The organism is Idiomarina loihiensis L2TR, assembly GCF_000008465.1.
Taxonomy (GTDB): domain Bacteria; phylum Pseudomonadota; class Gammaproteobacteria; order Enterobacterales; family Alteromonadaceae; genus Idiomarina; species Idiomarina loihiensis.
This window is the reverse complement of record NC_006512.1, coordinates 596,067-615,687: the sequence shown is the minus strand read 5'-3', so window position 1 is coordinate 615,687 and position 19,621 is coordinate 596,067. Positions and strand designations below refer to the sequence as shown.

16 protein-coding genes are annotated in these 19,621 nt (G+C 48.6%); 1 reads left to right on the top strand and 15 read right to left on the bottom strand.

What is annotated here, in order from left to right; all coding sequences use genetic code 11:
• The first annotated feature begins 98 nt into the window (after positions 1-98).
• A complete protein-coding gene (locus IL_RS02940) occupies positions 99-623 on the top strand; it encodes a hypothetical protein (protein ID WP_011233837.1) in 525 nt (174 codons plus the stop codon).
• Positions 624-785: 162 nt separating this feature from the next.
• On the opposite strand, the gene guaA is transcribed toward IL_RS02940, so the two are convergent.
• From guaA to IL_RS02865, 15 genes are all read right to left on the bottom strand, one after another.
• On the bottom strand, positions 786-2,363 hold the full coding sequence (guaA, locus tag IL_RS02935) for a glutamine-hydrolyzing GMP synthase (RefSeq protein WP_011233836.1): 1,578 nt from the start codon (positions 2,361-2,363) through the stop codon (positions 786-788).
• 11 nt (positions 2,364-2,374) lie between these two features.
• Positions 2,375-3,844: an IMP dehydrogenase gene (guaB, locus tag IL_RS02930; protein WP_011233835.1), complete on the bottom strand. Its 1,470-nt coding sequence runs from the start codon at positions 3,842-3,844 to the stop codon at positions 2,375-2,377.
• 72 nt (positions 3,845-3,916) lie between these two features.
• Positions 3,917-4,621, bottom strand: coding sequence for a nucleotidyl transferase AbiEii/AbiGii toxin family protein (locus IL_RS02925; protein ID WP_011233834.1), 705 nt, complete (start codon positions 4,619-4,621; stop codon positions 3,917-3,919).
• A 6-nt stretch (positions 4,622-4,627) separates the two neighbouring features.
• A complete protein-coding gene (locus IL_RS02920) occupies positions 4,628-4,834 on the bottom strand; it encodes a hypothetical protein (protein WP_011233833.1) in 207 nt (68 codons plus the stop codon).
• A 65-nt stretch (positions 4,835-4,899) separates the two neighbouring features.
• Positions 4,900-5,253: a hypothetical protein gene (locus IL_RS02915; RefSeq protein WP_011233832.1), complete on the bottom strand. Its 354-nt coding sequence runs from the start codon at positions 5,251-5,253 to the stop codon at positions 4,900-4,902.
• Between the two features lie 398 nt (positions 5,254-5,651).
• Entirely contained in the window at positions 5,652-6,683 is a 1,032-nt protein-coding gene (locus IL_RS02910; protein WP_011233734.1) for an IS110 family transposase, read from the bottom strand.
• 102 nt (positions 6,684-6,785) lie between these two features.
• A complete protein-coding gene (gene cysQ / locus IL_RS02905; protein ID WP_011233831.1) occupies positions 6,786-7,520 on the bottom strand; it encodes a 3'(2'),5'-bisphosphate nucleotidase CysQ in 735 nt (244 codons plus the stop codon).
• A gap of 154 nt (positions 7,521-7,674) precedes the next feature.
• The gene (locus IL_RS02900) at positions 7,675-8,478 is read right to left on the bottom strand and encodes a DUF3307 domain-containing protein (RefSeq protein WP_011233830.1); all 804 of its coding nucleotides are present in this window, start codon (positions 8,476-8,478) and stop codon (positions 7,675-7,677) included.
• 1 nt (position 8,479) lies between these two features.
• Entirely contained in the window at positions 8,480-9,115 is a 636-nt protein-coding gene (locus IL_RS02895; RefSeq protein ID WP_011233829.1) for a SatD family protein, read from the bottom strand.
• Between the two features lie 151 nt (positions 9,116-9,266).
• Entirely contained in the window at positions 9,267-10,736 is a 1,470-nt protein-coding gene (pgi, locus tag IL_RS02890) for a glucose-6-phosphate isomerase (protein ID WP_011233828.1), read from the bottom strand.
• 19 nt (positions 10,737-10,755) lie between these two features.
• Entirely contained in the window at positions 10,756-12,660 is a 1,905-nt protein-coding gene (locus tag IL_RS02885; RefSeq protein ID WP_011233827.1) for a nucleoside-diphosphate sugar epimerase/dehydratase, read from the bottom strand.
• Between the two features lie 43 nt (positions 12,661-12,703).
• The gene (locus IL_RS02880) at positions 12,704-15,571 is read right to left on the bottom strand and encodes a YjbH domain-containing protein (RefSeq protein WP_011233826.1); all 2,868 of its coding nucleotides are present in this window, start codon (positions 15,569-15,571) and stop codon (positions 12,704-12,706) included.
• 8 nt (positions 15,572-15,579) lie between these two features.
• Positions 15,580-16,290: a YjbF family lipoprotein gene (locus tag IL_RS02875; RefSeq protein ID WP_011233825.1), complete on the bottom strand. Its 711-nt coding sequence runs from the start codon at positions 16,288-16,290 to the stop codon at positions 15,580-15,582.
• Between the two features lie 136 nt (positions 16,291-16,426).
• Positions 16,427-16,723: a hypothetical protein gene (locus IL_RS02870; RefSeq protein WP_011233824.1), complete on the bottom strand. Its 297-nt coding sequence runs from the start codon at positions 16,721-16,723 to the stop codon at positions 16,427-16,429.
• A 164-nt stretch (positions 16,724-16,887) separates the two neighbouring features.
• Complete coding sequence (locus IL_RS02865; RefSeq protein WP_231378623.1) at positions 16,888-19,569, bottom strand: SLBB domain-containing protein; 2,682 nt, start codon at positions 19,567-19,569, stop codon at positions 16,888-16,890.
• Between the last annotated feature and the right edge of the window lie 52 nt (positions 19,570-19,621).

Sequence of the window (19,621 nt, the reverse complement as noted above, 5' to 3'; positions counted from 1 at the left end):
CCTACAGCCCTTTATTTTACTGAACCTTTACAGTTGAAGGGCTGCTATTTCGCCTCTCAGGTGCCATAATACAAATGTCATATCCAAGGAGGCAAACTATGAAAAAACTTATACTAACAACAGCTCTACTCGCAAGCGGCTCGCTTATGTTTTCAGCAGCCAGCAAAGCTGATGATTTAAACTATGTTAGCGGCGGTTTCTCCGATTTCTACGATTCCGATTTCTACGTAGAAGGATCCAAAACTATCGCCCCAAACTGGGTTGGTGAAATACAACTGCAAGATATGGGTGACTACTCACTTCGTGCTGGCGCTAAATATTTCATAGACATGGGCGCAGGTAAGCAGTTCAATACATTCCTGAAAGCCGGTGTTAGCCACTATGACTTTGGCAACTACGACGACACCAGCGCTTATGCCGGTATCGGTACTATGACTAAGTTAAGCCAGCAAACCACTGCTATTGTAGACGCCGGTTATGACTGGGGCTTAGACGGCTTTGCATCAGTTGGTGCGCGCTTACGTTACGCTTTCACTGAGCAATTCTCTGCTGACGCTGGTTTCCGTGGAAACTTCAACAGCATCGACAATGAAGTACATTTAGGCGTGACTTACCACTTCTAAGTGGATTAAGTAAATAACAAGTCAACATTGGCGTTACGTCGTTGCAGGAAAATCTGGAGAAAGTGTGCAGCGCCATGGACGGCGCTGCACAAGCCTTACAGGGATGTACTTGCTGGCGTCTTTCGGAAGATTACCTGCAACGGCCAGCCAATGTTTACCCGCTTATTCCCACTCGATGGTGGCAGGTGGTTTACCTGAAATATCGTAGGTTACGCGGGAAATTCCGTTAACTTCGTTGATAATCCGGTTTGATACCTTCTCTAGCAACTCATACGGCAAATGAGCCCAGCGCGCGGTCATAAAGTCGATAGTCTCTACGGCGCGTATGGCAATAACCCAGTCGTATTTACGCTGATCACCCATAACACCCACCGAACGTACCGGCAGGAATACCGCAAAGGCCTGGCTGACTTTGTTGTACCAGTCCGCGTTGTGCAGCTCTTCAATGAAAATCGCATCGGCACGGCGCAATAAGTCGCAGTATTCTTTCTTAATTTCACCCAGCACACGAACACCCAAACCAGGTCCCGGGAACGGATGACGGTAAAGCATGTTGTACGGCAGGCCTAACTCAAGCCCAATTTTACGCACTTCGTCTTTAAACAATTCACGCAGTGGCTCAACCAAACCTAACTTCATGTCTTCCGGCAAACCGCCCACGTTGTGATGTGATTTAATCACGTGCGCTTTACCGGTTTTAGAACCAGCGGACTCAATTACGTCAGGGTAAATAGTGCCCTGCGCCAGCCAGTCAACCTCGGTCAGCTTACCGGCTTCTTCATCAAAAATTTCAATGAAGGTATTACCAATAATTTTACGCTTTTTCTCCGGGTCATTCTCACCCGCCAACGCATCTAAGAAGCGGTCTTCTGCACGTATTGGCAAAATGTTCAGACCATAGTGGTCGCCGAACATTTCCATCACCTGCTCAGCTTCGTTCAGCCGCAGCAATCCGTTGTCGACAAATACGCAGGTCAGCTGCTCGCCAATAGCCCGGTGCAGCAGCATAGCCGTTACCGACGAATCAACACCGCCAGACAAACCAAGAATAACCTTGTCACTACCTACCTGTTCACGGATGCGCTCAATGGCGTCATCAATGATTTTTGCCGGCGTCCATTGCTTCTCACAACCGCAGATATCGCTGACAAAATGCTCCAGCATACGCTGTCCCTGCCGCGTATGAGTCACTTCCGGGTGAAACTGCACACCATAAAACTGGCGTTCTTCGTCAGCCATTGCGGCATACGGGCAATAGGAGGTTTTCGCTACGGTGTGAAAGCCTTCCGGAATCATTTCCACTTTGTCACCGTGGCTCATCCACACATCCAGTAACGGCGCACCAGACTCAGACACAGCGTCTTCAATAGCTTTAAACAGCGGGCTTTGCTCTACCAGCTCAATTTGCGCGTAACCGAATTCGCGCTCCAGCGAGCATTGCACCGAACCACCCAGCTGATGTGCCATGGTCTGCATGCCGTAGCAAATACCAAATACTGGTACGCCTGCGTTAAAGACATATTCAGGCGCACGCGGCGAACCCTCTTCAGCTACGCTTTCCGGGCCACCCGATAAAATAATGCCTTTAGGCGCAAATTCGCGGATGTCAGCTTCGTCAACATCCCAGGCCCAAAGTTCACAGTAAACGCCAATTTCGCGAATGCGGCGGGCTATCAGCTGAGTGTACTGAGAGCCGAAATCCAGAATCAATATTCGGTGGTCGTGGATATCTCTAGTCATTAGTCATCCTGTTATGAACTGCGGTAATTCGGTGCTTCTTTGGTAATGTGCACATCGTGTACATGTGATTCGCCCATACCGGCGGCCGTTACTTTTACAAACTGCGGCTTGGTGCGCATGTCATCAATTGTCGGACAACCGGTTAAGCCCATAGCTGAACGCAGGCCGCCCATTTGCTGATGAATAATCGCAGAAATGGGTCCTTTGTACGCTATACGCCCTTCAATACCCTCAGGTACCAACTTATCGGCTTCATCGCTCTTCTGGAAGTAACGGTCAGACGAACCATTGCGCTGGTTCATTGCACCCAGGCTGCCCATACCGCGATACGATTTGTAATAACGTCCCTGGTAAAGCTCAACTTCACCCGGCGACTCTTCCGTACCGGCCAGCATGCTGCCCACCATCACACAATGCGCGCCGGCAGCCAGAGCTTTAGCAATATCGCCTGAGAAGCGAATACCGCCGTCAGCAATAATCGGAACACCCGAGCCTTTAATGGCATCTACGGCATCGCTAATGGCGCTAATTTGCGGCACACCACAACCCGTAACAATACGCGTAGTACAAATTGAGCCCGGACCAATACCAACTTTAACCGCATCAACGCCCGCTTCAACCAGCGCCTTAGCGCCAGCGGCAGTTGCTACGTTACCAGCAATAATTTGTAATTCCGGGTAGTCTTTACGAGTTTGCTTAACGCGGTCTAAAACGCCCTGAGAGTGCCCGTGTGAAGTATCAATAAGCAATACATCAACGCCCGCCTCAACCAGTAATTGAATACGTTCTTCTGTGCCCGCGCCGACACCGACAGCAGCACCAACACGCAATGAGCCTAGTTCATCTTTACAAGCGTTCGGTTTGTTTTCCGCTTTTTCAAAGTCTTTCAGAGTGATCATACCCTTCAACTTGTGCGCATCATCCACAACCAGAATCTTTTCAATGCGGTGTTTGTGCATAAGCTGAAGAATTTCTTCGCTTTCTGCCGTTTCGTGCACAGTTACCAGGCGGTCATTGCCGGTCATTACGTGGCGAATCTCTTTGCTGTCGTCATCTTCAAAACGTGTATCGCGACCGGTAACAATACCAACCAAGTCGCCATTACCTTCAACCACAGGAAAACCCTGAAAGCCATGCTCGGCAGTCAGCTTTTTAATTTCACCAATGGTGGTAGTAGGTCTTACGGTAACCGGGTCAGAGACCATGCCACTTTCGTATTTTTTAACTTTACGAACGTGCGCGGCTTGTTGCTCTGCGGTCATATTTTTGTGGATAAATCCGAGCCCGCCTTCCTGCGCCAGCGCAATTGCCAGTGCCGATTCAGTAACGGTATCCATCGCAGCTGAAACCAAAGGAATATTTAAAGAAATTCCACGCGTTAATTGCGTGCGTAAATCAGCGGTATGGGGGAGAACTTCGGAATGACCGGGAACGAGCAAAACGTCGTCAAAGGTCAAGGCTTCTTGGGCAATTCGCAGCATGTGCAACACTCCGTGACTGGATTCATGTTGCGGGTGGATTTTACCCGTTTTTACTAACGAGCGCAAGGAAAATTAATTTAGAAGCTTAGACAATAATCGCTCAGAGCCTGGGAACACAACATTATCAAAATATTCTCTTTGTATTCCCATACCTTCGGCTTCTTCTCTGTAAGCAATGTGATTATTCCGGAGGTTTTGGAGTGCCCGTTTTAAGCCATTATTTACAACTTGAACACCGTAATGGGTGTGAGCTTCCGCGTACGCCTCGGGTGGTATCTCCCCCCAGTTTTCAAACATAACAATCAAATCAAATATGTCTTTATAAGGTTTCTGCATCCACCTATCAGCATTTGCCAGAAGCTTGGTGATAAAACATGAAGTACGGTCAATAAAAGGCACATTAAATAAATCTGCGTCATCTCCTTGCTCTAACGCGTAGTTGTCAAAAGCTACAAACTCAAGCTTAATTCTCACACCATCAACATCCAGAAAAGTGCGCACACCATATCTATCAAACGAAATATCGCGAGAATAAATAAAATCCTCTTTTACCAGCTCACCTAGCGTTCTATTCGTTACCTGTTCTCTTACCGCTCGAAATGATTTTTTATCTCTACAAAGAAAATCAATGTCAACTGATTCACGATACTCGCTAAGCTCCAGAGCTATCCGAGTGCCGCCACCAAAAAGAATTGCGTGTTCCGTTAAGTAGTGGCTATTAAAATTATCCAGGCAACGCTGAATTAACTGGTGGTGTTTACGCTGGTAAGTGCTCATCAATTTTTACGCTGCACTTGGGAGAAAACCGCCTGCATCTTTTGCCAATTTATCAATTAGCTGACGCTCGCGCTTAAGCAATTGCCTTTCTTCGACAAAACGCCAGCGAGTTTCATATATATCCAATGCTTCTTTAGGCGTTAAGTATTTCGTATTGGTATCCCACAGAAGCTTGTCGAGCTCTGGATAATAAGCACGATCAATCTTGTCCATCAAGCCTCCGCTTACTTTTAAATATTGATACTAGTTAGTCTAATTAAGTGATTAGTATTTGTCCACTAGGGTATCCAGCACACGCCAGCTTTTAACTGAGGTTCGGGCTCGGGAATAAACTGGCAGGTAGAATAGCCTGTTTGAGCATCTTTTTCGGCCTTCTCATTGTAGCGATGCACAGCGTTAAGCAATTTACTCTCATCAGTGATGGTCTCACTACTGTAAACCACATAACCCGCTGGGCCACCGCAAGCTCTTTTGCCCACAGGCAGTACCTTACAGCTATCTATACTTTGCGCCTCTGGCTTACCAATCAGTTCGTTAATATCGGCCATAGTGACCGGAGTGTCTGTTGCCGACTGGGCTGTGCTGCAACCAGCCAATAGCGCCGTCGTTGCAAAAGCTAAAAGTAGTTTCATGTGTTTCACCTATGTGGCCTGCTTTCTTACCTAAAGAGTCTAGCATCCATTTGGAAAAATCGACATTTACTCACATTTAACTGCACGTAGCCTGACATTCATGTCAGGTGGGGCATCGCTCCTGACGTAAACGTCATATATGGTCCCCTCCCGTTTTGCAACGGCAACTCGTGGTAAATGTCGGGGCGCTCGCATATATACGGCCTGTTTATGGTGCGCGCTTTGCGCACCTGGCCTGGATGAACTCCGCACGACAACTGGCTTATCAGGCTAACGTACTTTATGTACGGACGTTCAACAGTCTCAGTTGTCGTCGGTTTACCCTATTTTACCATCCTGTTGACGTTTGCAACTCCCGGAAGGAATGAACCTTCGCTGTGCTCTTTTACTGAATGCTGTTAAGCAGCAGTCATCCGGTAATCTTCTTTATTCTTTAACATCGCCCAGATTATCCGGGCGTGCTTGTTAGCCAGTGCCACCGCTGCAACGTTGTTGCCTCTGCGTTTAGCGACATCCTGTGCCCAGAGGCTCAGCCTGTCGTGGCGCTGTTGTGCCACCCGCAGTGCCGAGCGGGCGCCATGCACCAGCAGTGTCCTGAGTTTGGTGTTCCCTTTTTTGGTAATACCGCCTAAACGGTCTTTACCGCCACTGCTGTTTTGCCGTGGTACCAGTCCCAGGTATTCCGACAGGTTGCGGCCGCGTTTAAATTCACTCACATCACCTATCAGTGCCAGCAGCGAGGTCGCTGTTATCGGTCCGATACCCGGCAGGGTCATCAGCCGCTGACTGTCTTCATTCCTTTCGGCCTGTGTCGCTAAGTGCTTATCCAGCGCTTTAACTTCTTCATCCACCGCTCGCAGCATCTGATAGAGCCGGTTGATGAGGTCCCGTGACTGAAGCGTCAGCGCATTGCTGTCGTCTTCCAGTACCTCCGGTACTCTCTGTAATATCGTACCGACTCGCTTCGGTAAAAGAATGCCGTATTCGGCCAGTTGCCCCCGCAACCTATTCGAGAACTGCGTTCTCGTCTGCACGAAGCCTTCCCGCTGATTGACCATCAATGCTAAGTCCTGCTGCTCAATGCTTTTCAGCCTGACCGTCTGACGGTTGGGTCGTGATGCCGCCTCGGCTATTGCCCGGGCGTCATTCGCATCGTTCTTCTCACCCTGCAGGTACGCTTTGACGAAACGCGGTGGCAACGCCACCGTTTTATAACCCAGCTTTTCACATTCGCGGCGCCAGTAATGACTCATGCCGCAGGACTCAACCGCTACTTCACAGTCATCCGTACGGCTCAGCGTCGCCAGCTTCGCTAACACTTTATTGCTGCGCAGTTTTTTATTAAAAACTTCCTGCTCATTTTCATCCAGCGCCAAAACCTGAATAAAATCCTTTGCCAAATCCAGGGCAATTCTGTTTACAATAGCCATTGGTCCTCTCCACTCTGTTCTATAGAAGCTTGAACCTCTATATTGGCACATTGCGATGCCGCTTAGGAGGGAGGGGACCATCTCATCAGGCTACAACACCAATCACCGGGCAATAAAGTGCGGGTTGAGGTAGTCTGCTTTTTGGTTGTACAGCAGCGGTTCCCCGTTAAGGGTCAGTACGTCCCCACCTGCTGCACTTAATACCGCATGGGCTGCGGCGGTGTCCCACTCGCTGGTGGGGCTTAAGCGGGGATAAATGTCGGCTTTACCTTCGGCTACCAGGCAAAACTTCAGTGAACTGCCTACCGCCAGCATCTCGTAGGATTTGCCCTGAGCATCTAACCAGTCGGTCGTTTCCTGTGAGGGGTGTGAGCGCGAGCCTACAACGCGCAAAGCTTCAGGTTCCTGCGTGGCAACCGAAATCGCTTTGTCGTTTAAAAACGCACCGCGGTCACGCTCGCCGGTATACATGGCGTCTAACGCCGGAGCATACACCACACCTAAAATGGGCACGCCCTTTTCTATCAGGGCAATGTTCACGGTGAATTCGTCATTTCGCTTAATAAATTCCTTGGTGCCGTCCAACGGGTCAACCAGCCAATAGCGGCACCAGTGCTTGCGCTGCGCCCAACTAATGTCTGACGACTCTTCCGAAATAACCGGGTACTGAATATCCAGCGCACGCAAACCCTCACAAATGATGTTATGCGCCGCTAAATCTGCTTTGGTCAGCGGACTGTCATCGGCCTTTTTCTGCACATCAAAGTCGTTGCTTTGGTAAATATCCATAATGGCAGCGCCAGCGTCGTGGGCTATATCCTTTACTTCTTTAAGCATGAGTCATTCCGTTGTTCTATTCAGTTACAAGGCTTGCGTAGCCTGACATTTATGTCAGGTGGGATATCGAACCTGACGTAAACGTCAGGCTACATAACCAAGCGCTTGGTTCCAAAGTAACTGTATTCGGTTACAAGTGGTAACGTAACCATATTTAGTTACATTTAAGTATTTCTAATACTTCAGTGGTAGCAATGCCGACAAATAAAACTATAGCAAAACTTGCCAAGGTCCCCAGAAGCACATATTCATTTAGCTTCGTGTCCTTCCCTTTATTCTCGCCGAAGCGCAATACCGACTTAGCAGCTATCACAAAACCAATTGCGGTATATTGCCCGACTAATATCAGAGTAAGGATAACCAAACGTTCTATATAGCCAATGACCGCACCAGCCTCATCCAGAGTTCTATCTTTTTTCTCTCGCGTCTCGCACAATTTTAAAATAAGACTGACTAATACAGAGGTCGGCTTCAAAACAAGAAGATAAGAAATGACAACAACAAGGTATTCAACTGACAAATATTCGACAATAGAGGAAAAAGGTTGGAATAACCCAAGCCAAATTAGAATTATAACGCTCAAATGAGCCAGTTGATCTAATACGAACCAATAAAAAGCACGGTTCCTTTTCCTTGGTTTACTACCCTCCTCCGGCTGTTCGTTTTCTTCCCAAGTATCAACCCATTTGATAACAGCTACTGACTTAAGTGAATCGATAATAAAATGAGTCACGCCTATAACAGCTGTCGTTACCAATAAATCATCCCAAGACATTTTCGGTATCAACAGCAGAAGCACGACCAAGCCAGCATGAATAAAAGCATGAATCGCGTTAGCATACAGTCGCTTTCGGAAGCTTGATGATAACTTTTTACCAACCAAATAATCCGGCTGACAATAAAAATCACCGGCTATGTGCGCCAGCAGTAACAGCATCAAAATTAAATAGTCATTCATTTTATCCCCGAGCCTCTATTATCAGGTTCTCGGCATAGTACAAGTACTTCAAAACGCTATTGTAACGAGCTGAATTCAGCATCTTTGTCGTATTAGGTCTACTTTTACCTATCTCTTTCGCCAGTTCAGCATGCGAAACTTCGGGGTCCCCCAGGTAATTAATCAATACGTAAGCTTCTGTTTTTGTTATAGAACTTAAATGTGCATCCAGTAATTCAATGGTCGACCCGAGGTGATGTTTGAGGAGTTCGATTGTAGAGTCAAAGATTAATAACTCAGATTTCATTTTATTTAAGTTCTGCCCTGATAAAACGAAAGCCTCTCCGGTAGAACTCTTCACGTCATCTCGCAATTCGTTACTGTCACCTACAGACAAACTCTGTCGGACATCAATGTTGGTGGAGCCCGATTTAAGCGATAAACGAATAATTGTTGCTAAATAGATGACTTTTTCAGGCCGCTTTAACAGTAATTGAAACTCGTCGCCACGAAATACATCAAAATGCATCTGATAACGCTCACTAAAGGACTCAAGCGTCTGGTGCAGCCGATAAAGCATACTATCGTATTCCTCAACAGGAATTTGCCGCGAATTAACGATATCGCCAGTTATTACACCAATCATAGAGTTTTTCATGTTGTTTTCCCGTAGAGTTACACTATCAAATGTAACTTAATATAGTTACATTATCAATTGTAACTGAATACGGTTACAATATGTACGTAGCCTGACATTTATGTCAGGTGGGGTGCAGAACCTGACATAAATGTCAGGCTACATCACCAAATCACCGCATCCGCTGAATAACGGCGTCGGTGCTCTCGTCGAAGGACTCGTCGCTTTCGCCGTCCAGTACGCGCAGTACGTCCATGGCAATTTTCTTGCCCTTCTCTACGCCGGGCTGGTCAAAGCTGTTCAAGCCCCAAATAACGCCCTGGGTAAATACTTTGTGCTCGTAGGCGGCTATTAAAGCGCCAAAGCTCTCGGGGGTCAGTTCGTCCATTATCAACAAGTTGGACGGGTGCCCGCCCGGATAATGGTCACTGGGTGAATCGGCATTTTCGCTGCCGTCCGACATTAGGCGGCGGTGCGCCAGACAGTTGGCTACAGCCAAACGCTGCTGCTCGGCCAGACCACTGCGGGTGGCATCAGAAAAGCCCGGCGCTTCACGTTTAAGCACGGTGACAAAGTCCGCAGTAAACTGGTCATAACCCTGGTGCAAATGCTGGAAAAACGCGTGTTGTCCGTTAGGTCCAAAACCGCCCCAAATAATCGGTCCGGTGGGGTAATCAATGGCCTCATTCTCGGCAGTGTACTGCTTACCGTTACTTTCCATATCCAGCTGCTGCAGGTAGTTCGGCAACATACGCAAGCGACCGTCGTACGGCAAAATAGCTAAGTTATTAATGCCCAGTTGCTCGCGGTTATACACACCATAAAGCGCCAACAAAACCGGCAAGTTCTCGTTCAACGGCGCATCTAAAAAGTGCTCGTCCATGGCTTTAGCGCCTTCCAGCATACGCTCAAAGGGTCGAATACCAGTGGTTAACGCTATGCTCAAACCTAACGCCGACCACAAGGAAAAACGCCCGCCAACGCCATCACCAAAGGTAAACTGCTGCGCCGGTGGTATACCGTAGTCCGTCATACCTTGTGCATTAGCCGACACACCTATTACATGGTTTTCCAGCCACTGCTCCTGAGTCAACTCAGGCTCAATCCATTTGCGTACGGTATCCACATTGGCAAAGGTATCTACGGTGCCAAACGACTTAGACGAAATAATAAATAAGGTGGTTTCGGGGTCAACAATAGGCAACACGGCATACAGCTGGCCACCATCCATAGAGGACACAAAATGTACCTGCAAATTATGTAAAGCGGCGTCGTTAGCAAATTCACGCAGGGCAAAAGCGCCCATCTGCGGCCCCAGATCAGATCCGCCCACACCAATGTTCACCACGTCGGTAATAGGTTTTCCGGTACTGCCCAGCCGACGGCCAGAGCGCAGCTTTTGTACGGTATCCACAAAGCGGGTTTTACGGTTGCTTTGTTTTGCTACCGCGTGTACCGAGCGGCTCAACACATGAGTTACCGGGCGGTCTTCGCTTATGTTGCGGTATTCACCGCGGCACAATTGCTGGCGGTAATCATCGAAGTGTTCGGGTAAGCGTTTGCCAGCGGTTTCGAGCAGTTCGTCCACTGACAGCTTTTGGTAGCTGGTATCTAAAGCTAGGTAAGGTCCGTTTTTTATCATTGTTTCGTCCATTTATACATCAGGCAACGTCGGTTTCATCATCACTACAGGTGCGGTGTTTATTCCAAATAACATCACAAATATGGTCGTCCAGCGGGGCGTAGCCGGTTGGAGCGTCCAGCAATAACTGGCGCAGCTCGTCAATGGCAAACCGCTGGCAGGCGTCATCCAACAGCCCCAGCAGTTTCTCCATTTCGTCCCAGCTTAGCGACTGCTCATTGGCACGCAATATACGCGGGTGGTCACTGGCTTCTACATTGTCACCAATTAACAGTTCTTCGTATAACTTCTCGCCCGGCCGCAAGCCACTAAACTCTATAGCAATGTCACCGTGCGGGTTCTTCTCGGTTTTCTCTTCAAGCCCCGACAGGCGGATCATCTTGCGGGCTAAATCGACAATTTTAACCGAGTCGCCCATATCCAGCACAAACACCGAGCCGGAATGCCCCATGGTGCCAGCCTGAATCACTAACTGTGCAGCCTCGGGTATGGTCATAAAAAAGCGGGTAATATCGGGGTGCGTTACCGTTACCGGACCGCCGTGTTCAATCTGCTCCTTAAACAAAGGCACAACCGAACCGGAAGACCCCAGTACATTACCAAAACGCACCATTGAAAAACGCGTTCCGCGCTGCCGTTGCGCCAGCCCCTGCAGCACCAGCTCCGACAAGCGCTTGGTGGTGCCCATAACATTGGTGGGTCGCACGGCTTTGTCGGTGGAAATTAACACGAACTGCTTAACACCGGCAGAAATGGCGGCTTCCGCTGTATGCCAGGTGCCAAACACATTGTTGCGCACGCCCTCTACCATATTGTATTCAACTAAAGGCACATGCTTATAGGCGGCGGCGTGGTATACGGTATCAACCGCAAAGGTCTTCAGCACGGTTTCAATGCGGTTGCGTCGCTGTACCGTACCTATTACCGGAATAATTTCCGCGCCAATGCCCTGATGCTGACAAATTTGCGTTAATTCGCGTTCAATGGCGTACAAAGCAAACTCAGACAACTCATACAGCACCAGTACCTTGGGGCGTTGTTGCAATATTTGGCGGCACAATTCAGAACCAATTGAGCCCCCTGCCCCGGTAACCAATACGGTTTGTCCGGTAATGTGCTTTTCCATTAACTGCGGTGCCGGAGTCACAGGGTCACGCCCTAGCAAGTCTTCTACCCGCACATCCTGCAGCTGGTCAATCGACATATCGCCATTAACCATGTCAGACATACCCGGCACGGTTTGTACTTTTACCGGCAACTGCTCCAGGCTATCCAGAATTTGGCGACGGCGCGAGCGCAGCGTGCTGGGCAAAGCCAGTAAAATGCGCTGAACATCCAGCTCGCGAACCGCACAGGCAATACCCTCGGGGCCGGTTACTTTTAGCCCCAGTACCGAGGTATTCTGCAAACCCGAATCGTCGTCAATAAACATTACCGGGTGAAATTCGTCACCATTAGCCAGCGCCTGCGCTAACTGCCGTCCGGCAGAGCCTGCACCATAAATCATCACCCGGTCTTTTTGGCGACTCATAGCGCGCTGGTAGCCTTCACGCACAATTAAACGGCTGCCTCCAGTCAATAAAAAGGCTACCAGCACATAGTTAACAACGGCGGTTACCGGCAAAGCAATGCCCATCCATAAAGCACCCAGCACCAATAAGGCACCGCTTAATAACACGGTAAAAAAGACCAGGCTCAGTACCTTAAAACCAACGTAACGCACCACTGCGCGGTACAAACCCATGCGGATAAACACCAGCAAGGTTACGCAAAGGACTATAGCCCCCAGCAATAACCACTGCGACACCCGCAACGGCATTACCGCTTCAAAACTTAATAAGTACGAAAACACCATGGCAATAGCAATCGACAAGATATCGACGCCCAGGCCAATACCGCGCTTAACATTACGCGGTAACTGCATTAGTACCTTAAAAAGATTCAAAGCTTTGTGTCCTTTTACTCAGTTAACGGCTGTAAAACGGCGCTCTGTCATCAGTATAGTCGTACAAACGGGTACGGCGTTGTAACTGCTGACCACCATTACGAGACAACGGCACCCAGCTAAAGCCAACCCGTTCCCGTGTCGGTCTTATGCTCATTAAGTCAAACGGAATACTAATGAAGAAGCCTTTGGTAAAGCTGCCTTCGCCATATTCTTCCGACGAAACATCGGTAAAGGCTGCATAAGCCCCTGCTATAACGCCGCTATCGAAACGTTTTTGCATGGTTACGTTAACACCTTTGTCGCCCGCCAGAAACTGACCAAAGTCTAATTGCAATAACGAATCAGACAACCACGGCATTTGGTAATACACACTGGCAAAGCCGGTGGTCACTTCATAGTCTAAGAAGCCGCTGCCGCCATTAAAGTCACGCTGCCTTACCCGGTTAGCTCTAAGCCCAAAGGCCCAGCGGCTGTCTACCGGTTTGTAAAGTACTTCGGCACCGACACCACCAAACATGCGCTCTAAGTAACCGGCATAGGCCATAGCAAACCAGTCCTGGCCTAAACGTTTATGGTAAGTGACCTGCGCAGAGTCTAACCAAATGTCATTTTGCACATAACGGCGAATATTCGTACGTACATCAGGCAGTGCATCTTCCCCACCGTCTAAGAACAAGAAGTCGTCGTAGTTGGTGGCAATGTTAAAGCCCAGTTCGCCAAATAACTCTACATTATCGGTTAGCCACCGGCGGCCAAAGGCATAAACACCCAATTGGTAAGTATAGAAGGTTTCCGGGTTACCAAAACTCTGGTCAAGAAACGGCTTCAGACCAAAACGGTTGCTAAACTGGTTTCTCGGGTTCAGCATCCAGCTGTCATCGCCTTCCGCAGGCATGTCAGGAGAATCCATGCGCTCAAATAAGTCGCCGGTTTCATCCACTGCTTTACCCGGGTCTTTATTCAGCACGCGGTCTTTAAATTTGTCGGCATTCACCCGGGTATTCACGTTCGGATCAAACAGCGTCATATCCACCAGGTTGTAGGTTTTCACACTGTCTGGTAACTCGGCCGCCATAATACGTGCAGCCCGGTCATAAGCCTCGCTGCTGTCGCGATACCGCAAGTGGTAAGCAAATAGGGTCACTTCGTCGTCTTCTGCGGCAAAACGCGCCGCACTAAAAGCCCCCTGCTCACGCATAGCCAGGTTCATGGCTGACCAGTTCACATCGTCTAACGACTCTTTACGTTTTTCCGGTGTGGGTACGGTTTTGTCCGGCGTTACCTTTATTTGGTTCAGCGTGCCGAAGTTAGTGCGCAAGCTAAAGTTAAACATAAAGGTGTTGCCACGCTCGTAACTCAGTTGCACGTCAAAATAGTCGGTTACCTGATAATTGGCACCAAAGTTCCAGCGACTGTCGACTTTAATAGGCACTCCGGCGCGCTCGTCAGAATAGTCATTGCCTTCGTACTCAACTTTTAAACTCAGCGGCTCCCAGGGCGTATGGTACTCCACCCCACCAAATAAGGCAGCAGGACCGGTAAACCAGCGATCATACTCCAGTTGACCACCGCCAGATCCATAACCTGTTTCACGATCACAGTACTCGTCAGACAGCTCGCAAAAGGGGTTAGTGAAATCATCACGTGTACCCAGGCGACCAAAACCTACACCTAAGCTCACATCCAAAGGGCCAAAGCGTTTATTGGCTACAATATACTCGGCATCAAAAAGCCCGGTACCAACAAAGTCACGAAAGCCCACACTCACTTCCGGTACCCAATAACTCTCTTCCCATAAACGGGCTTTTATATCAAAACCTTTGTCCGCAAAAACGTTGTCACCACTGAAGTCAGGGACATTACTGTACTTACGGTTAGGAAACTCGGTATAAAAGGCGGTAGTTTCCAACCAGGGCAGCAACTGTAGGTTTACCGTATAACGGCGATATTCTTCCATGTCGCTGTAGGTAATAGCCAAAGCCCCTTCTTCGGCCATACGGGCGGTAGGCGTTTGCAGCAAGCCGACAGAGCCATAGTCACCATAACTGGGCGACAAGTCTCTGCGTGACCAATGCCAACTGGAAGTGGCATGGTTATTTTCAACTTCATGAACTGGCAGGTTTAAGCTATTACGCTCAGACTCATTAGCAACAAAATGCATTAGTAAGTCACGAATATCCGCATTTAAACTTTCAAATTTAGGCGGCAACTGGTTAGGTTCAAAGCCTAACCAGAGAATGTCGCCGGGCAGAAGCTCGGCGTCACTTTGTTTATAATAAGCCCAGTCCGCTGTTTGTTGCTGGTTTTGCCTAATACGCACGGCCTGGCTTTTATTATAGGCCGCCCCCAGCCCTTCGCTGTCATCTATACTGTTCAGCCAGTCGGCTACGGTTTTACCACTGGCATAGCGGTAATCACCAGGGGTACTGACAACACCATATACGTGCACCGAGTCCGGACGTTCAGGTACATAAAGCTTATATTCTCCCGCAGGCAGTAAGGGGTTGCTGGCTAATTCCGTACGGGCATTTTCAATGCTAATTTGCCCCCATAATTGTTTACCCAGTTGCCAGCTTTTTACCTGGCTTTTCAGTAATGCGGCGCTTTGCGCTTTTTCGGTTTCTCTGCGCGACTGCCAATACTGTTCCAGCTCGGTCAGTTGCGCCAGTATCTGGTTACGTTGTTGTTCTATTTCGGCTTTATCGTCGGTTTTAACCAGCCTCACTAAAGGCCAGTATGCGTCGGCTAACAAGCCTTCGCTTTCAGCGTCATTCAGTACTTGCTGCAACCGCACCGGGCCTTCAAATTCATACTTAGCTTGTTGAGCAACGGCGTTCAGTGAAAACAAAGCACTAATAAGTAGCGTGTTCCGGAGCATCAGTTTCATTGGTTTTCTCATTGCGCTTCTTGCCCTTGTTGTTCTTCGCGCGCATTGCGGCTTGCAGAATAATCGCGGCCTATCCAGGTAACCTGAGTCAGGGTTAATTTATCGCCGCCCGGAAATAACGTCTGCCGACTTTTTACAACGTGCCCGTCGTCTTCCAGCCAAAACTCATTCACAAACTCCTGACCGCTAAGAGTAAACTCCCCTTTTTCAACCACGTAGGTGGTATTAACCGGGCCAATGGGTAAGTTTAATACTTGTTTGTCCTGCACAGAAAACTCAGAGGAAGCTTCGCGGCTGACCACTTTATTAGCCATTTCAATGTCGTACTGCCGTCGCCAGTGGGTTGGGCAGTTTGCCTGGCTGGTTACTATGCAGCGTAACGGGTCGTCTTTTAAATTAGATACCGCCAGCAGATTCTTATTAAGAGCCTGAGTCCGTATAACCCGGCCATTGCGTAATACCAGAGTCTCTTTTTCCGCTGTAATAAAATGCCAGTCATCGGGTTTATTCACGTAACCCAGTACAATTAAACTTCGGGGGTTGTCGGACCATTGCGCGTAAAGTGAGGTGTAGGGAAAAGAGTCTATTTTTTCCTGGGAAAGCTCGGCGTCTTCGCCGCCTTCAAAAGCGTATTCTATAGTGGCGCGCACTTCATCTGTTACCGCCGTGCAAGCGCTTAACAGCAATAAAACAATGGGTATCAGCAACAAACGAGACATGATCTTCCTCAATAGCTGGACAAAAAAATACCGCCCTTCGGCGGTATTTTATCACAGTAACCTAAGCAAGACGCAAAGAAGCGCTTCTTCACACTTAACTCAGGTTACTGGTCACGTATTCTTACTTCAGTAAAACTTACTGACCTGGAATAGTAATAGTATAGGTGTTAGTGCCTGTACCAGTAACTGTAACGATTGGATCCGGGTCTGTCGGATCAGTCGGGTCAGTTGGGTCGATAGCTGAGTTTGAAGAGCTGTCAGAAACAACTGCTACAGTTGCTGCTGCTGCAACACCTGCAAATACCCAAGCTTCAGTTGATAAGCCGCCGTAGCCGCTTTCAGAAGCGTTTGCGCCTGCAGCGCCGTCTTGTGCCATTGCTGGCGCGGCAGCTAAGCCTAACGCAGCAACTACTGATAATGCTAATGTTTTCATAATGTTAACCTCACTCCAGAGATATAGATACATGTATCGCTGTTACTAAAACTATTTTAATTAACAGCAACTTCCATAGTATGTTGCTATGCAACAAATTGCAAACTAGATTTTTCTATTTTTTTCAAGTAATTGAGCCTTTAACACTTCTTTACAACTTAGTATTAAATACTACTGATAGCTGCTACGGCTACAGCCGAGTTGTAAATAATATTAGTAATCTCTGACCACAACTCTAAGCTCTCAGTATAGGTAGTATCCAGCGGTACCACAATAGCGTCACCCGGGCCTAAGTCGGTACCGCCGCCAAAACCAAACCAGCTGCTACCGCCTTTATAAGGTTCTATTGCGCCGTTGGCTTTTACTATATATATACGGTCAGTATCGGCCTTTTCTTTTGTTCCGCCGCTACGGCTAATGTAGTCATCAACCGTAAGCTCAGAATCAAACCGGTAAGAGGTGGCCATTTGCACTTCGCCCATAATGCTAATAGAGTCGCTACGCGAAGGCACATGCAGTGTGTCCCCGTCTTTTAGCTGTACGTCGCGGCTGCCGTTCATTGACAACACTTTGGGTAAATCCATAATTAAACGACCAACCGCCGGTGTCGACATTAAGTCGGCCAGCAAAGTGCGCATTTGGTCGTAAGACTGGTTAGCGTCGCCGGTGCCGGTAATCATATTACTGGCAATTTCACGCTGCAGCTCCTGTGCCAGCATTTCTTTACGCTTTTGTTCCTGCTCCTGCAGCTCTTCGCGGGTAAATACCACCCCTTCCAAAAAGGCATGGTCGGTAAAGCCGCCTGCGCGCTTAATAACGTCGCTCAGTGTTTCGCCGCGTTTAATAGAATAAGTCCCCGGAAAGCGAACTTCGCCACGCAAGGTCACTTCATAGGTATTTTGCCATTCAGGAATACTCAGTACATTTAAACGGTCACGCCCCTGCAAAGGTACGTCTACTTCACCATTAATAACCTCGGCTAAGTCTATTTTTAAATAGTCAGTATTGGCGGTATCTTTACCAATAGCCCAGCGGGTAATTTCTGCTTGTTCGGTGTAAGCACCATTTTTCAGGCCACCGGCTGCGGCCAGCAATTTCTCCGCCGTGGCATTTTCAACTAAAGGGTAAATACCCGGGTGCATAACTTCACCGGCTACCGACACAAAAGGCGCGGTCCCAGTTGCCGTGCGCTGACGCTGTATGCGTTGCATAATAGGCTCAAGTAAGTTCTGGCGGGAATACATAGCCAGCTCTTTCTTCACTGTAGGCTCTTCTTCCTGCTTTTCGGTAAACAGCTCGCGCAAAGGCACAATTTTGTCTTCGTTCTCGGCGTCCGGGCTTTCTGATGAGCCAGCCAGTTTTGTATTAACTACGTCATTTAAGTAGGCATCGCGATAAGCATCTAACTGACGCTGACGCTGCTGGTATTCGCGTTCCTGTTCTGACAAAGTATAACGCGACAGGCTGTCACGCTCTTCGGCCTTGGTTTCAAAACGGCTGAAAACTACCAGCTGATCACGCTCATTTAAGCGCAGGTTCTCACCTTCTACACCATTAATGGCGTCGGCCACATCAAACTGTAAAACTTTTACGTTGCGGCGCGGGCCTTGCTCACGCACTACCAGGCCGTAGCCTAAGTCGGCCTGTTCTAACAAGTCGTGGCGAACGTCGCGCAATATGTCATTAATACGCATACCGTCTTGCCATTCATAATAGCCCGGGCGGGTGACAGCCCCTACCACCATCAAACTATTATCCAACTCTTGCGACACCTCACGCACGGTTAAGGCATCACCACCGCTTAATTCACGGTTTAAGTCTTTTTCTGCAGTTAAATCAACTGTACTGACTAAGCGTTTGCCTTTTACTATTCTGCGCAGCTCAGCCGACTGCAAATAGGCGGAGTCTTTTGCGCCACCGGCAAATTCCAGAGCGTCTTCTAGCGTTTCATCGCCTTTTAATTCATAAAGCGCCGGGCGTTTTACTTCACCTTTTACCGCTACCATGTCGCCACGTGCCGGAATAAAAATAACATCGCCACTTTTCAGAGTTTTGTCGGCAGAAGCGTCACCTTGTAGCAGTAAGTCGTATAAGTCGAATTCAGACGCAACTTTACCGCCGCGCATTAAACGTACTGAACGCAGCGAGGCAATATCTGAAACGCCACCGGCCACATACAAGGCCTGGCTTATAGTCGCCAGCGAGCTTACCGTGTAGGCTCCCGGTTTGTAGGCTTCGCCCACAATAAACACCTGAATAGAGCGGAGCTCGCCCATAGTTACTGCCGCCTTATACCCAATTAAGCGCTCCTGAACTTCGTGGTGGATCATTTCCTGCATTAAGGAGTAGGTCATGCCCGCAACTTTCATTTCACCTACGTCTGGTAATACAATACTGCCGTCACGGTTTACGGTTAGCTTAAAGCTCTCGTCCTGCTTACCAAACATTTCAACGTGAATAACATCGCCCACGCTAATTATGTAGTTTGCAGGAATAGGCGCATGCGCCACCGGAGCAAAGGTATTGGGTTCACCCGAGAATATGTCGTAACCAAAAGGCTTCAGCTCTGAACGCCCCCGGTTAAATTCTTTTTGTAAATTTTCCGACATAAAAGACGAACTGGTTTGCCCGGTGTCTCCATTACCTGAACGCTCGCTAACAACATCCACTTCCTGCTTGGCACTGGAGTCGCCGTCGCGCTGGGCAGCATTAAACTGGTCAATTGCTGAAGGGTCAATACCATACTGACGCGCCAGCGCCTCTTGCTGTGCACGCGGTAAGCTTTGTAATTGCTCAAGCTGTTCCTGGCTAGGCATGGCTTGCGCCGCCGCATTTACTGAAAACATGCTTGTTACCAAAGCAAAAACAGCAGCAAAAAGAACCGTAGAAACAGAAAAT

Bases quoted from the DNA above. Each gene is read 5' to 3' on its own strand.
- pgi (WP_011233828.1), bottom strand. From the start codon at position 10,736: ATGATAAAAAACGGACCTTACCTAGCTTTAGATACCAGCTACCAAAAG.
- IL_RS02925 (WP_011233834.1), bottom strand. From the start codon at position 4,621: ATGAGCACTTACCAGCGTAAACACCACCAGTTAATTCAGCGTTGCCTG.
- IL_RS02870 (WP_011233824.1), bottom strand. From the start codon at position 16,723: ATGAAAACATTAGCATTATCAGTAGTTGCTGCGTTAGGCTTAGCTGCC.
- IL_RS02875 (WP_011233825.1), bottom strand. From the start codon at position 16,290: ATGTCTCGTTTGTTGCTGATACCCATTGTTTTATTGCTGTTAAGCGCT.
- guaB (WP_011233835.1), bottom strand. From the start codon at position 3,844: ATGCTGCGAATTGCCCAAGAAGCCTTGACCTTTGACGACGTTTTGCTC.
- IL_RS02940 (WP_011233837.1), top strand. From the start codon at position 99: ATGAAAAAACTTATACTAACAACAGCTCTACTCGCAAGCGGCTCGCTT.
- IL_RS02880 (WP_011233826.1), bottom strand. From the start codon at position 15,571: ATGAAACTGATGCTCCGGAACACGCTACTTATTAGTGCTTTGTTTTCA.
- IL_RS02910 (WP_011233734.1), bottom strand. From the start codon at position 6,683: ATGGCTATTGTAAACAGAATTGCCCTGGATTTGGCAAAGGATTTTATT.
- IL_RS02920 (WP_011233833.1), bottom strand. From the start codon at position 4,834: ATGGACAAGATTGATCGTGCTTATTATCCAGAGCTCGACAAGCTTCTG.
- IL_RS02895 (WP_011233829.1), bottom strand. From the start codon at position 9,115: ATGAAAAACTCTATGATTGGTGTAATAACTGGCGATATCGTTAATTCG.
- guaA (WP_011233836.1), bottom strand. From the start codon at position 2,363: ATGACTAGAGATATCCACGACCACCGAATATTGATTCTGGATTTCGGC.
- IL_RS02900 (WP_011233830.1), bottom strand. From the start codon at position 8,478: ATGAATGACTATTTAATTTTGATGCTGTTACTGCTGGCGCACATAGCC.
- cysQ (WP_011233831.1), bottom strand. From the start codon at position 7,520: ATGCTTAAAGAAGTAAAGGATATAGCCCACGACGCTGGCGCTGCCATT.
- IL_RS02865 (WP_231378623.1), bottom strand. From the start codon at position 19,569: ATGTTTTCAGTAAATGCGGCGGCGCAAGCCATGCCTAGCCAGGAACAG.
- IL_RS02885 (WP_011233827.1), bottom strand. From the start codon at position 12,660: ATGCAGTTACCGCGTAATGTTAAGCGCGGTATTGGCCTGGGCGTCGAT.
- IL_RS02915 (WP_011233832.1), bottom strand. From the start codon at position 5,253: ATGAAACTACTTTTAGCTTTTGCAACGACGGCGCTATTGGCTGGTTGC.